The organism is Vibrio cidicii, from assembly GCF_009665415.1.
GTDB lineage: Bacteria > Pseudomonadota > Gammaproteobacteria > Enterobacterales > Vibrionaceae > Vibrio > Vibrio cidicii.
This window is the reverse complement of the sequence record NZ_CP035922.1, coordinates 780,662-794,065: the sequence shown is the minus strand read 5'-3', so window position 1 is coordinate 794,065 and position 13,404 is coordinate 780,662. Positions and strand designations below refer to the sequence as shown.

Here is a 13,404-nt window from a genome sequence, read left to right as displayed (position 1 = left end):
TTTTTTTCATCTTGTTCTGCTTAACTCCTATACTTAAACCCAAGCGCACTCTGTTCCCATTTGAGGCGCCCCATGTGACCACAGGATGTGGTGACAACGAGGATAAGGACTGCCAAGTCATGACGAAATTCAAAACGCTCGATTATCAAATTCCTGAACCAATGCAACACGGTTGGCAACGGATCGTCAATTTGCTTGCCGATATCGTTGGTGTTCCCGCTGCGTTGGTGATGCGTATTCACCCACAGCACATCGAGGTGTGCCGTACCAGCGAGACACCGTTAAACCCTTACAAATTAGGCGATTCGGAAACGTTAGGTCACGGTTTGTATTGCGAAAGTGTCATCAATTCGAATACAGAGCTGATGATTCCTAACGCTCTGAACGACCCGCTATGGGACAAAAATCCAGACATAAAATTGGGTATGATCTCCTATTGCGGTCTGCCGCTTCTGTGGCCAAATGGCGAGGCGTTTGGCACCATCTGTCTATTGGATGAAAGAGAAAATCATTTCAGCGACACTTATCGAGAATTACTGCGCTGTTTTCGCAGCTCCATCGAAGCGCAGTTGGCGGTTGTCTATCAACACGAAAAACTGCTGCGGCTGAATAAGGAACTGCAACATCGCGTCGAGAGCCGAACCAGCAATTTAGCCCAATTAAGTTTTTCACTCAGTCAGGAAAGAGACAAACGTTTTGCCGCCGAGCAAGATGCCGATTATCAGCGACAGCATGATCATGGTACTGGCTTTTTAAACCTCAGCGCGCTGGAAAACCAGTTGCAGAGACAGTTAGAACAATTCAATCCCACCAACATTGCGGTGATCCATATCGGCTTTACCAATGCGCGCACCATTCAAGCCAAGTATGGTTTCGCCCTGTTTGAGGAGCTCTTGGTCGCGTATCGCAACCAAATTAGCATACCAGACGCGATGTTCACTTTAACTGGACGCCCGGCGTCTCATGATTTGGTCATTGTCATCCAATCAGAGAGAATCGGCCAAATTTTAGAAACCTTGCTCTATCGGATTGCCGCTGTGGGTCAAAGCACCTTTAACATTGATAGCAATGAGGTCCATCTACACGCCTTTATCGGTGTCGCCCTCTCAGATGCGCAGACAAACAGCGCCGAAGAACTGCTCAGCCACGCCAATCAAGCCATGGTGGTCAGTAAAGAATCCGGGCAGCGCTACACCTACTTCTCCTCAGCGCACGCTGACGCGTTGTTGTATCACAACCAGATTGAAAGCTACCTATTGCAAGCAGTACGCAACGACGACCTTACGCTCTATTTTCAGCCCAAAGTGTGTCCCAATACCCACAAATGGATTGGCGCAGAGGCTTTGCTGCGCTGGAGCCACCCTGTGTTGGGGGATGTATCCAACGAAGCGCTTATCCATATGGCAGAACAAAATGGGCTGATTTTTGAGGTCGGTGCTTTTGTGCTGCGCGTGGCAATCGAAAAAGCCAAACAGTGGTCGGAAGTGGTTGAAAATTTCCGCGTAGCGGTCAACATCAGTGGCATTCAGTTGAAAAATCCTCTGTTTGCGGAACAAGTGCAGGATCTGCTAGAAGCTTATCAGCTCCCTTCTCACTATCTAGAACTGGAGGTCACAGAAAGCGGTTTGATCTCCGATGAACTGGTGGCGAAAGCGACGTTGTGCCGCTTACATGAACTCGGCGTGACATTGTCACTCGATGACTTTGGCACCGGATACTCTTCCTTCAGCTATCTGAAGAAATTCCCGTTTGACGCGATCAAAATCGACAAAAGTTTCGTCCAGCAAATTGAACACTCAGAGCAAGATGAAGAGATCATTCGCTCTATCATTCATGTGGCGAAAAAGCTCGATCTCGAAGTGGTGATGGAAGGTATCGAGACGGATACGCAAGAAGCGTTTTTGATCCGTGAAGGCTGCGACATCGGCCAAGGCTTCTTATATGGCAAACCGATGCCGAGTAACGAGTTTGAGCAAGGCTTGTTCAACCAGAATTTCCTCGGCACTGCGCCTTTTGCTTACCACACGTCATGATATCGGGCACAGACCCGATTTGGCTTTACTCTTCCTCCGGCGATTCCTATAATCGCCGCTTTTGTGTTTCTAAAAGGCTGATTGTTATGGACCTGTTGACTGCAAAACTCAAAAAGCTCGAAAAGCAAAACTATCGTGCCTACCAGCAGATAAAAGGACAATACAACTTTGGCGATTTCGACCTTTTCATCGATTATGTTCAGTCGGATCCCTTTGCTTCTGCGTCCCGATTCCGCGCTTTCCGTGCTTGGTCTTTAACTGGCCTTTCTTGGCTGCGTGATGAGTCACCCGCTTATCAACTGGCTGCGCGTGATTTCATCGCCCGTAGCTTTGCCGAATTTGCCAAGCAAGAATCCAACGTTTCTATTGCGCTGCATGGTCAAACCGTCCTTGATAGCACTGCCGTTTTGTTTACAGAAGACGGTATTGAGCTGCGCTTTAGAGTCAATCTTCCGGCGGAAGGACGCGACATTCTGGCGAAGAAGGCGCTGAATATTATTACCTTCCACCTGCCTAAATTTATCCGTCGTGCGACCATTGAGCGGGAGCTCGACAAAGAGGCGCTGGTCAAACATTGTCAAACCGTCGAAGACCAAGAGTCGCTGCGCGAACAGTTAGCCAGTCACGGCTTGGTTGCGTTTGTTGCTAATGGAAGCCGTTTGCCACGCGTAGCGGGTAACTGCGATTTGCCCATGAAAGAGGCGGTGGAGTTTCAAGCGCCAGCCTCATTGCAAGTAACACTGCATGCGCCGAATCGTGGTTTTGTCAGCGGTTTAGGTATTCCTAAAGGCATTACCTTGATTGTCGGTGGTGGTTTCCACGGCAAATCGACGCTGCTGAGTGCCATTGAGCGCTCTATTTACAACCACATTCCGGGTGATGGCCGAGAGTACAGTGTTACCGACATCAATGCGATGAAGATCCGAGCAGAAGATGGTCGCTGTGTGCATCACCTCAATCTGTCGAACTACATCAACCATTTGCCGATGGGGAAAGAGACGGCCGATTTTACCACTCAGGATGCCTCTGGCTCGACATCACAAGCGGCTTGGTTACAGGAGTCGGTTGAAAGTGGCGTGAGCACTTTGCTGATTGATGAAGACACCTCAGCCACCAACTTTATGATCCGTGATGAGCGTATGCAGGCATTGGTTGCCAAAGGCGACGAACCTATCACGCCATTGGTTGACCGAATTGGCCAATTGCGTGATGAGTTGGACATCTCCACCATTATTGTCATGGGTGGCTCAGGTGATTATCTGGACGTTGCCGATACCGTGATTCAAATGCACGATTACCAAGCGGTTGATGTGACAGAAAAAGCCAAGCAAGTGATTGCACTTCACCCAACTCAGCGTCACAACGAATCTGAATCATCTTTGGTCACCTTTGCACCTCGCGCGTTAAACTGTCAGGCGTTGATGAACATTCTCACCGATGGCAAGTTCCGCGTTTCCGCCAAAGGAAAAGAGTCGCTACGCTTTGGTAAAGAGTTTGCAGATATCTCAGCGTTAGAGCAGTTGGAATCAGCTGACGAGGTGAATGCCATCGGTTGGGTTTGGTATCAGTTGGCACAAATGCCCGGTTGGTGTAACAACCCGGCAAAAGCTGTTACCGAACTTCTGCAAGGCACATGGTTTGAGAAGATGCCTCAGCATGGCGACCTCGCCAAGCCTCGCTCACTCGATGTGATGGCCGCGCTTAACCGCATGCGTAAGTCTCAGTTTCGCAATAACAACTGATTTTCTGCTTGATGAAAAACGCCCTGCACTATGCGGGGCGTTTCTTTAGTTGGTGGACTAATCGATGGTGCACTTCATAAATAGTGAATTAGTGACGCAAAACGTTCCAGGCTTCGCACAGAATGCGAAAGCGCTCTGCGTTGCCATTGTCGCGATCTGGGTGCCAACGTAGCGCCAATCGACGCCAACGTTTACGGATGTCAGCGGCGGTGGCATGTTGATCCAGTTCAAAAAGCTGCAATGCCTTATTTCTATCGATATCATCACCTTCGTGATGGCCCACAAAACGGCGATAACGGGTCCAGAACTCATTTAACAGTCGTTTCACTTCCCCTTCATTGGCTTCGTAGTTTTGCCACTGCACATAATACTCACGCAGCGGATCATCGACATCAATGGTGTGGCCAGCACAGGCGTGGCTTGACATCAGCACGATATCCATCGCTTCCACTTGCAGCCAATTGTCTGGATAGAGCGTTTCTTGCAGCTGATAGAGTGCGTTCATGATGAGAAAGTTGCGTTTAAACAGATCTTTCTCTGGCAGAGGGTCAAGCTCATAGATAAAGCCTTGCTCACCTAAATGAGCGGCTAACGTGTGCACTTTCCAGCCACTGGGCTGCTTACGAAGAACCTCCAATATTGGCCACAACAGCGGGTTTTCCATGTACGTCTGAAACGTACTCGCCAGATTGGTCTGCTCCTGCATTGTCTTACGCCTTTAATACTATTTGCTCAGATAACGTTAAGTATGAACGGTAGGTTTACCTTGTTTCCTTTATTCATTCAAAGCCAACCCCGTCCATTTGTCGAGCAAGATTTCGTTTTGAATGTCAGTTCGTGAAGCAATGTACAAAAAAAGAGACAGCCGCTTGGCTGTCTCGTTCCGATTTACGCAAAAGATGGGCTTAAATCACACCAAGCTCACGCAGACGCTCCATCAAGTAACTATGCGCTGTGTAACGCTCTGAAAGCACCACCTCAGGTTTTGGATGAAGGAAAAGCGGCAGGGAAATGCGAGATTGTTCCTGACGTTCACCCGTTGGGTTGATCACCCGGTGGGTGGTGGATGGAAAGTAACCGCCGGAAGCTTCCTGCAACATATCACCAATGTTGATGATGAGGTTGCCAAAGTCACAAGGCACATCGATCCAAGAGCCATCTTTTGCTTTTACCTGTAAACCCGGCTCGTTTGAGGCAGGTAAAACCGTCAAGAGGTTGATATCTTCGTGAGCTGCGGCGCGAATTGCTCCCGGCTCTTCATCCCCTTTCATTGGTGGGTAATGCAGCACACGCAGCAGTGTTTTTTCGCTACCGTTGATCATCTCAGACAGCGCGATTGAGAATTTCTCTTGCACCTCTTTTGGCGCGTGCGCTTCAACCCAGCCCAACAGCTCAGACGCAAACGCATTAGCGCGCTGGTAATAGTCTAGAATCTCTTCTTTCAGTTGAGCAGGAATTTGCCCCCAAGGGTAAACGTGAAAGTACTCTTTAATATCTTTGACGCTGTGGCCTTTGGCTACTTCTGAGACCGATGGTGGAAAGTAACCATCTTGGGTTTCAACGTTAAAGTGGAAATCGTGTTTCTCTTCAGTGCAAAAGAACTCGTACCAATTTTTGTAAATAGACTCGACCAGCTCTTTCGGGATAGGGTGATTTTTTAAAACGCCAAAGCCTGTTTCACGCAGTGACTTAACAAACTGCTCAGCGGCATCTTCAGCGAGATAATCGACGGTTTCCAGTTTCATGACTTTACTTCTGATTGTTGTTATTCAATTTGAGAGGCGGATTTTATCGCTCGAATTAAATGTAAATCAAACTTTAATGAAGTGTTTTAATGCAAACGATCAAATGTTGCGCGAGCCACCTCACATTCAACACCTTTTGTAAGCGTTTCTCAGACAACAAAGCAATTGAACAATGTTCATTATGCTGTCATCATTCGCCTAAATATTAACAAGGAACTGCTGGATGAAATTCAACCGCACGCTGCTGCTTTTTGCCATTGCTTACCTGTCCATTTTTCTTTTTTCTGCTATTGCTCCGAGCTCACGTGCTGTGTGGATTGCAGAGATCATTCCCGCTGTGGCGATTTTTGCTGTGGTCTTGTGGCTTAGTCGCTCATTTCAATTTAGCCAAACGGCCTATCTACTGATGTTTGCTTGGTTGGGGTTGCACACGATTGGGGCAAAATACACCTTTGCTGAAGTGCCATTTGACTGGTTCAACCAACTGATTGGCTCTGAGCGCAACAACTTTGATCGGATCGCCCATTTTTCTATCGGTTTGTACGCCTACCCTGTAGCCGAATACCTTATTCGTCAGCACAAGCAATCGGCTCTGTTCGCTTCACTATTCGCGTTGTTTGCCATCATGAGTTTGGCGGCAGGCTATGAGATTGTGGAATGGTGGTACGCAGCCCTCGCCGGTGGAGACGAAGGCATTGCATTCTTAGGCTCTCAAGGAGATGTGTGGGACGCGCAAAAAGATATGTTGTGCGACACTCTAGGCGCAATCAGCGCGCTCGCTTTATTGCAACTCCAGCGTATTGGCCGCAATCCAGCTTAAGTAGGGATTAAAGCCATCTTGGATCTCCAGTTGCACAATTTGCGGTACTTCGTAATTGTGTAACTGGCTGATTTGCTCTTCAACTTGTGAATACAAGTCTTTGCGAGTTTTGATCACCAGCAAGGTTTCCACGTCCTGACACACCTCACCCTGCCAAACGTAATGACTGTTGATCGCCATTTCTTGAATACAGGCAGCCAGTTTTTGCGTCAATAATGCTTTGATTATCTGATTTTTGTTGGCTTCGTTATTGGTTGTCGTCAACACGACACAGAAGGCTTGCTTGTTATCGACCATGGCTTTCCCTTAGTAACTGAACGAAATGGTGCGTTTTTTCATCATCCACGCCTTTCTTAGTATAGACACCGATATTGCCGCGCTGCTCTTGATTCACCACCAGCGTTTCGATTTGATGCTCAGCCATCCACAGACACATTTTGTCAGTGTACGGCATCACGGCATCGCTCGCTTTGAGCAGATCAAGGCTGGCAGAGAGTGAGTCCACATCGTAAATCGCCCGTCCTTGAAAACGCTGGTTGGCTAAATCAAACGGTGAGCTCATGTGCTCAGCCAACACCGAGCGATGCCTTGCATGATCCGGCGTAACACGCAGGAGCGCAAAATCGTTTTGCGCTATCAAACGCTTACTGGTGTCGGTTTTGTATTTCTGCAGCAAAGGATGTCCGCGGCGAACAAACAGCGCTTCGTAATCACGAAAAAGAGGAATAAAGTTAACTTGGCAGCGTTCATGCAGCCCATGCACTTCATGGCCAATAAAGAGATCAATCTCCCCCTGTACTAAGTGGTGCATCAACGAGAGATTGTTCCCAAACTCAAGATGCAGCGAACAATTGGGCACTTGTTGCTGGTATCGGGTGATCGCTTCACGCACAAACAGCTCCCACCACGCCTCTCCTGTCCCCACTTTCAACTTGCCACAGTGGCGCTGTTGCATGTCCATCATCTGGTGGATGAGCTGAGAGTGTTTTTCTTGCTGCTCTTCAACGTAGTTTCTAAATAGACGACCATATTCGGTCAGTTCTACCCCTTTAGAACGGCGATGAAACAACGCAACGCCCATATCGCTTTCGAGTTTTTTAATCGCTGTGGTAAGCGATGGTTGGCTGATATTGAGCTTTTCAGCAGCTTGTTTGATGTTGCATTCGCGTGCCACCATCAGAAAATATCGATAGGTTCTATTCATAGCATTCAGATAAAAGTCACATTTTACACGCTGCATTCCTGTCCAATTTAACGCAGCAGGCAGAGTATACGTAATGATATAGCTATTATCTATATCAAGAGACATGCATTCTATTTTATCTGCCGTCCACTTCTCACTATAGTTAGGCATAAAATGTGAGTTTAGAAGGCAGAACAAATGGAAACAAAATGGTGGCATGACGCGGTGGTGTATCAGATTTACCCGCGCAGTTTTTGTGACTCAAATAACGATGGCATTGGCGATATCAACGGCATCATTAGCAAGCTTGATTATCTGCAACAGCTCGGCGTTAACGTGCTGTGGCTCTCTCCGGTGTATAAGTCACCAATGGACGACAACGGTTACGATATCTCCGATTACCAAGATATCGCGGCTGAATTTGGCACCATGGATGAGATGAAAACGCTGCTGGCCGAAGCCAAACAACGCGATATCAAGATCGTGATGGACTTGGTGGTTAACCACACTTCCGATGAACATCCTTGGTTTATTGAAGCGAAAAAGTCCAAAGACAATCCCTATCGTGATTACTATATCTGGCGAGATGCCAAGCCCGATGGCAGTGCGCCTGATGAGCAGGGTTCCATTTTCGGTGGCAGTGCTTGGCAGTGGGATGAAACCACACAGCAGTACTATTTCCACCTCTTTTCCAAACGCCAACCGGATCTGAACTGGGAAAATCCTAAAGTTCAACAAGAAGTGCACCAAATGATGAACTGGTGGATTGAGCAAGGTATCGGCGGTTTTCGTTTGGATGTGATCGATTTGATTGGTAAAGAGATCGACAAAGGCATCACAGGTAATGGGCCAAGGTTACACCCGCTGCTGCAAGAGATGAATCGTGCCACCTTTGGCGACAAAGATCTGCTCACCGTTGGCGAAACTTGGGGCGCAACACCGGAGATCGCCAAACTCTACAGCGATCCAGCACGCCACGAGCTTTCTATGGTGTTCCAGTTTGAACACATCACGCTCACCTGGCAGCATGGCGATAAGTGGAACCCTATTCCGTTGGATCTAAAACAGTTCAAACAAGTGCTGACTAAATGGCAAACCGAACTGGCCGATCAGGGCTGGAATTCACTGTTCTGGAACAATCATGACTTACCACGTGTGGTGTCCAAATACGGCAATGATCGAGAATTGCGGGTAGAGTCCGCCAAAATGCTCGCAACGGCGCTCCATTTCCTCAAAGGTACGCCTTACATCTACCAAGGGGAAGAGATTGGGATGACCAATGTCGCTTTTGATTCGTTGCAGCAGTACAAAGACATTGAAACTCTCAATTTCTATCAGGTAAAAACGCAGTCTGGTGTCTCACACGAGCATATGATGCAAGCGATCCATGAAAACAGCCGAGACAACGCCCGCACCCCGATGCAGTGGTCAAATGCACCTCATGCTGGTTTTAGCCAAGTGGATCCGTGGATTGAAACCAATCCAAATTATGAAGCGATTAACGTTGAGCAATCGTTGGCCGACCAGAATTCCATTTTCTATCACTACCAGAAGTTGATTCAGTTGCGCAAAGCTCACCCAGCAATTGTGTATGGTGATTTCACCCCACTGTTTGAAGACCACGACAGCGTGTTTGCTTACCTGCGCAAGCATCAGGATGAAACTTTGCTGGTGATTAACAACTTTAGCGAGACGGAGCTGAACATTGATCTCCCAGAAGCATTAAGAAACCAGTCGGTGGAATGTTTGATTTGCAACTATGAAGCGAAGCAGTATCTTGACGTGACATTGTCACTCAAGCCATATGAATCTTTGGCATTTAAGCTCAATTAGACAACCATTTGAATACGCAGAGGCCCGATATTGGGCCTCTTTTCTAACTCGCATATCTTCAATTTTCCTTTTCAAGCTGCAGATCGGGCTTAACCCAGACTTGGCTAAAATCAAACCAGCCTAGCGCATTGCATTTGGCGTTTTGCAGCGCACCACTGTGGTCTTTGTTGACGCCGAGCCAGCAGTGGAACATGGGGATCACTTGGAAACTTTTCACCAACTGTTTACCAATCTCTCTGGCAGGAAAAGCGTTTAGCACGCCACTACGCCAACTCTCCACCAGCGCCAGCCACCGCTGGAAATCGTAGTCTGTGCTCATGGATTCGATATTGCTGTAATCAAGCAGCCACCCTGCCAACGCATCTTCCCGGTTGGTGGCAATGCCCATTGCTTTGAGCCAAATATCGACCTTTTCAGGTGTTTCTAAGGCACAATCGTATTTGACAAAATCAACCTCGATTCGATAGCGCTTTAAGATGGTTTTAATCGTTTTGGCGATCACAGGAAACATAGGGTGCTTGGCTTGATAAGCGACCGAAATCCGTTCCAGCTCGCCCGGAGGCTGGGCGTTTGGATTGGGATAAAGATCAATCCAACCCGGTTTGATGCCGTACGCTTGCAGCAAACCAAGCTCGATCACTTTGTCTTGCGGCACATGGTTAAACAGTTGATAACCATTGATCACTGCAGAAAAAAACTCCGCCCAACGCGGATCTTTCGCTACACCGCTACGTTTGTTGAGCAGTAAAAAGGTGCAACCGGGGTCGAGTTCAACTTCATCAGAGCGCGACGAAGCGTTCATGATCGGCTTACTTAAACTTGGATAGACCATCGAGGAGTACGATTCATCGATCACCCATACTTCCACTTGGTCGAGCAGTGGACGAAAGCCGAAGTAGCCATCGAAAGCTCTTAAAATCAGTCGCTTATCGTCATTCGATTGCACCATGTATGGGCCTGTACCCACTGGGCGAATATGATAGTCTTCACTACGCAGTCGCTGGGGCAAGAGAATTTTCGCCTGCGATTCACTTAGGGCCAGCGGCAAGTACAGATCGTCTTTAAATAGCCGAATATCCACTACCCAAGGACTGGGCGAGCTCACCGATTGCACATGGGCAAAAAGGTTGAGGTGATGTAACTCTCGCAGGCTTTCAATCACCATTTCGGTGGTCAACAGCTCACCATTATGAAAGCGCACTCCCGGGCGAAGATAGAATCGCCAATGCGCTTTTGAGAGCATTTCCCACGTATGGGCAAGATCTGGCTGCAGCAGATCGTTATCGTCTAGCTTGGTTAAACCACTAAAAATTTGCCGAGCGATATGAATTTCGGTGCGGCGCATTTGCAGGTGCGGGTTGAGCATCGACAGCGGACGATAATAAGGCAGACGCACCACCTGCTCTCCTTCGCGATGTGAGACACCAAGATAACCTTGGATCACTTGCGTCAGCTTCGCCGCGTCACTGTCGAGCACTTCAAGTGCCTGACCAATTTTCCCCTCTTCGAGATATCGTCTGGCGAGATTTTCACTGACGTCGGCTTTGCTGCGCTTGAAGATCAGCGTCGAGAGCTTACCCCGCCCTGCCGCCGGATGCCATTCGATCCAACCTTCTTCTTCCAGCTTGTTAAGGACAATGCGGGCATTTCGGCGGGTACAGAAGAGAATTTCGGTGATGTCTTCCAGTTGCACTCCGCTGTTTTTGCCATCGAAGTGCTGAAAAAGGGTTTCGAATTGAACTCTAAGACGCGGGCTACTCATAAAAAGGGAAATCAAGTCGTCAATTTTCGTGGCTACCAGTTTCCCTATTTTTCAAAGTGAGTGCAAACGATTTTCTCTATTCGATAGCAACGCCAATTTGCGCTGAAATTTCAGCAAGTTGGCTTTCGTTGTCCAGTTTTACCGACCATTTACATTCCGCACCATTGGCAACAATCACATTCGCACCACGACCAATTAACTGCAACGCGTCTACCTGAGCTTGTAGAGTGATACCGGAGTGGCAAGCCAGTTTGACCACCACCTCGTGCAGCGTTGCAATGATCTTCCCTTGGCTAAACTCAACCACCATCGCTATACGCCCCGCTCTTTATGCTGTTTGACCGCAATCGTTAACCGGCTGGTGCACACCAATCTTTGCCGTTCATCGCTGATGTTAATTTGCCAAACTTGAGTCGAAACGCCTAAGTGCAACGGTGAAGCGGTACCGATAACCAAACCACTACGCATCGGCCTTATGTGGTTGGCGTTAATGTCTAGGCCGACACAGTAGTGCCCCGGACCGACACTGAAATTGGCCGCCAGTGACCCCAAGGTTTCGGCCAACACCACCGACGCACCGCCATGCAGCATGCCAAGTGGCTGATGAGTGAAGCTGCACACGGGCATCGTCGCCGTGAGCGTTTGATCAGTAAAACCGGTATATCGAATTTGCAAGTGCTCGATCAAGGTGTTCTTAGAGGTCGCGTTTAAGGTTTCAAGATCAATCGGTTTTTTCCAGATACTCATCGTTTTACCTGATTTTGGTTATAATCGGCGCTAGTATATACCCAAAGTTCGATGATATGGAGATGGTGATGTCGACACGATTAAAAGCCGCAGCCGAGTTTCAGAGAATCAAAAGCAGCGTGGCTGCACCAAAGTGCAAAGTGTAAACCAATCGCAGCGCAAGATAGACAAAGAGCTCCAAAACTCGGAGCTCTTTGTTTTTGCAAGCCATGTTTTTTCAGGTAATGCATTGTTTAACTGCCGAGAATCAGCAGTGGCAGGCGCATCAACTCATCGCCTGTAGATGCAAAATACCAAATGATGGCGACAAAGCTCATTACCGACACAACGTACCAAGTAAAAGCAATTGTCTGACCATAGCGTGTTAAGGGTAAAAGATGACTGTTATGTCGGCCTCGCCACTCAAGCACGATCTCTAACATCCCCATAACCAACAAAAAACCAAACAGGGTTAAGCCGAAAGTGTACGAAAGATAAACGCCAGCCGCCGCCGTCAGTACGCCCCCCGCCAAGCCGACCCAGCTGTTCATCGAAAAAGTGATGCTCTTGAGCACATGTCCGCCATCCAAGGGTAAAATTGGCAGCAAGTTAAACAGGTTTAGCAAGGCGTTAAACACCGCTAAAGCGGCAAAAAACATCTCTCCGGTCAACCAATAGATCAACGTCAGCAGCACACTCAATATTAAGCCAAAGAAAGGCCCCATGATGGAGATAACGACATCCTGCCAGCGAGTGTTAATTTTCTCATCACTGAGCGCCATGCCACCAAAAAATGGGATCAAATAAAACCCTTTGGTTTTCATGCCGAAATATTTCATCGCTCGCACGTGACCGTACTCATGGATCACCAAACAGGCAATCAATGCTAAGGCAAACTGAAAAGAGAACAGCCAAGAGTACGCCGCCAAACTCATCGACGCTAACGCCACTTTAATCAGCTTGGCACTCTTTAGCGCTTTCATTCCCAGCGAAACCAAGCCGATCAGGCTGAACTTACGCGGTTCTTGCCTTGGAGTAAGCGGCGTTTGCTGCTCGATGTCCTTTTCTCTCCGAGTACCTTGAGCGCTTGTCTCGCCATTGACTAAGCAATGATAGTGAAACTCAAATGGCTGCCAATGTAACTCTCCCTTCACTTCACAACGCAGCTCCGCTTCACCTGCCATTAACACGAACTGGTGATGGAAAGCGGCATCTTGCCCTTGCGTCGCATCGATTTGAGACACTAACGCGTTATCCCAAAAAAGTTGCTGCCACCCAGCCATTGACCCTTCTAAACGTAAAGGACGGCCAAGAAATTCAATATGTAGTAGTTCCAAAATTAGACCTGAGATAAGCGAAGTCAATGGTTGGCATTATGCCTTTGCGCAGGAGAGGTGAAAAGAGATGAAATTGGCATAAACGCCTCTCTGTCTGATGATTCTTATAAAAAAGCACTAAACAATTCTGGTCGTACCATTCTTAGAAAAAAAATCTACATAATACAGCCCCTTATAAATTGTCATTTGACCTATGCATCAAATCTAATGCTTAAAAGAGCAG

At 47.9% G+C, this 13,404-nt stretch carries 12 protein-coding genes; 4 read left to right on the top strand and 8 right to left on the bottom strand.

Annotated elements, in window-relative coordinates:
* The first annotated feature begins 119 nt into the window (after positions 1–119).
* The gene (locus EWA64_RS19015; protein WP_061894635.1) at positions 120–2,033 is read left to right on the top strand and encodes a bifunctional diguanylate cyclase/phosphodiesterase; all 1,914 of its coding nucleotides are present in this window, start codon (positions 120–122) and stop codon (positions 2,031–2,033) included.
* A gap of 86 nt (positions 2,034–2,119) precedes the next feature.
* Positions 2,120–3,775: an ABC-ATPase domain-containing protein gene (locus EWA64_RS19010; RefSeq protein ID WP_061894636.1), complete on the top strand. Its 1,656-nt coding sequence runs from the start codon at positions 2,120–2,122 to the stop codon at positions 3,773–3,775.
* Between the two features lie 88 nt (positions 3,776–3,863).
* On the opposite strand, the gene EWA64_RS19005 is transcribed toward EWA64_RS19010, so the two are convergent.
* Positions 3,864–4,481, bottom strand: coding sequence for a DNA-J related domain-containing protein (locus EWA64_RS19005; protein WP_039427523.1), 618 nt, complete (start codon positions 4,479–4,481; stop codon positions 3,864–3,866).
* 199 nt (positions 4,482–4,680) lie between these two features.
* Positions 4,681–5,520: an isopenicillin N synthase family dioxygenase gene (locus EWA64_RS19000; RefSeq protein ID WP_061894637.1), complete on the bottom strand. Its 840-nt coding sequence runs from the start codon at positions 5,518–5,520 to the stop codon at positions 4,681–4,683.
* A gap of 223 nt (positions 5,521–5,743) precedes the next feature.
* Between EWA64_RS19000 and EWA64_RS18995 the strand changes: the two genes are divergently transcribed.
* Positions 5,744–6,340, top strand: a complete 597-nt coding sequence (locus tag EWA64_RS18995; protein WP_061894638.1) for a DUF2238 domain-containing protein — start codon at positions 5,744–5,746, stop codon at positions 6,338–6,340.
* Here the strand turns inward: EWA64_RS18995 and cutA are convergent.
* Together cutA and EWA64_RS18985 are read right to left on the bottom strand one after the other, a co-directional pair.
* Positions 6,302–6,637 carry a divalent-cation tolerance protein CutA gene (cutA, locus tag EWA64_RS18990; RefSeq protein WP_061894639.1) on the bottom strand — a complete coding sequence of 112 codons (336 nt, stop codon included), beginning with the start codon at positions 6,635–6,637 and terminating at the stop codon, positions 6,302–6,304. The genes EWA64_RS18995 and cutA overlap by 39 nt on opposite strands.
* The gene (locus EWA64_RS18985; RefSeq protein WP_061894686.1) at positions 6,627–7,544 is read right to left on the bottom strand and encodes a LysR family transcriptional regulator; all 918 of its coding nucleotides are present in this window, start codon (positions 7,542–7,544) and stop codon (positions 6,627–6,629) included. Before EWA64_RS18985 ends, cutA begins: the two co-directional genes overlap by 11 nt.
* Positions 7,545–7,721: 177 nt before the next feature.
* Between EWA64_RS18985 and EWA64_RS18980 the strand changes: the two genes are divergently transcribed.
* Positions 7,722–9,356: a glycoside hydrolase family 13 protein gene (locus EWA64_RS18980; protein ID WP_061894640.1), complete on the top strand. Its 1,635-nt coding sequence runs from the start codon at positions 7,722–7,724 to the stop codon at positions 9,354–9,356.
* A 58-nt stretch (positions 9,357–9,414) separates the two neighbouring features.
* On the opposite strand, the gene EWA64_RS18975 is transcribed toward EWA64_RS18980, so the two are convergent.
* From EWA64_RS18975 to EWA64_RS18960, 4 genes are all read right to left on the bottom strand, one after another.
* Positions 9,415–11,118, bottom strand: a complete 1,704-nt coding sequence (locus EWA64_RS18975) for an SgrR family transcriptional regulator (protein WP_061894641.1) — start codon at positions 11,116–11,118, stop codon at positions 9,415–9,417.
* 76 nt (positions 11,119–11,194) lie between these two features.
* Positions 11,195–11,428: a DUF3389 domain-containing protein gene (locus tag EWA64_RS18970; RefSeq protein ID WP_061894642.1), complete on the bottom strand. Its 234-nt coding sequence runs from the start codon at positions 11,426–11,428 to the stop codon at positions 11,195–11,197.
* A 2-nt stretch (positions 11,429–11,430) separates the two neighbouring features.
* On the bottom strand, positions 11,431–11,865 hold the full coding sequence (locus EWA64_RS18965; protein ID WP_061894643.1) for a hotdog fold thioesterase: 435 nt from the start codon (positions 11,863–11,865) through the stop codon (positions 11,431–11,433).
* 233 nt (positions 11,866–12,098) lie between these two features.
* The gene (locus EWA64_RS18960; RefSeq protein ID WP_061894687.1) at positions 12,099–13,181 is read right to left on the bottom strand and encodes a site-2 protease family protein; all 1,083 of its coding nucleotides are present in this window, start codon (positions 13,179–13,181) and stop codon (positions 12,099–12,101) included.
* Between the last annotated feature and the right edge of the window lie 223 nt (positions 13,182–13,404).

Bases quoted from the DNA above. Each gene is read 5' to 3' on its own strand.
- EWA64_RS19015 (WP_061894635.1), top strand. From the start codon at position 120: ATGACGAAATTCAAAACGCTCGATTATCAAATTCCTGAACCAATGCAA.
- EWA64_RS19010 (WP_061894636.1), top strand. From the start codon at position 2,120: ATGGACCTGTTGACTGCAAAACTCAAAAAGCTCGAAAAGCAAAACTAT.
- EWA64_RS19005 (WP_039427523.1), bottom strand. From the start codon at position 4,481: ATGCAGGAGCAGACCAATCTGGCGAGTACGTTTCAGACGTACATGGAA.
- EWA64_RS19000 (WP_061894637.1), bottom strand. From the start codon at position 5,520: ATGAAACTGGAAACCGTCGATTATCTCGCTGAAGATGCCGCTGAGCAG.
- EWA64_RS18995 (WP_061894638.1), top strand. From the start codon at position 5,744: ATGAAATTCAACCGCACGCTGCTGCTTTTTGCCATTGCTTACCTGTCC.
- cutA (WP_061894639.1), bottom strand. From the start codon at position 6,637: ATGGTCGATAACAAGCAAGCCTTCTGTGTCGTGTTGACGACAACCAAT.
- EWA64_RS18985 (WP_061894686.1), bottom strand. From the start codon at position 7,544: ATGAATAGAACCTATCGATATTTTCTGATGGTGGCACGCGAATGCAAC.
- EWA64_RS18980 (WP_061894640.1), top strand. From the start codon at position 7,722: ATGGAAACAAAATGGTGGCATGACGCGGTGGTGTATCAGATTTACCCG.
- EWA64_RS18975 (WP_061894641.1), bottom strand. From the start codon at position 11,118: ATGAGTAGCCCGCGTCTTAGAGTTCAATTCGAAACCCTTTTTCAGCAC.
- EWA64_RS18970 (WP_061894642.1), bottom strand. From the start codon at position 11,428: ATGGTGGTTGAGTTTAGCCAAGGGAAGATCATTGCAACGCTGCACGAG.
- EWA64_RS18965 (WP_061894643.1), bottom strand. From the start codon at position 11,865: ATGAGTATCTGGAAAAAACCGATTGATCTTGAAACCTTAAACGCGACC.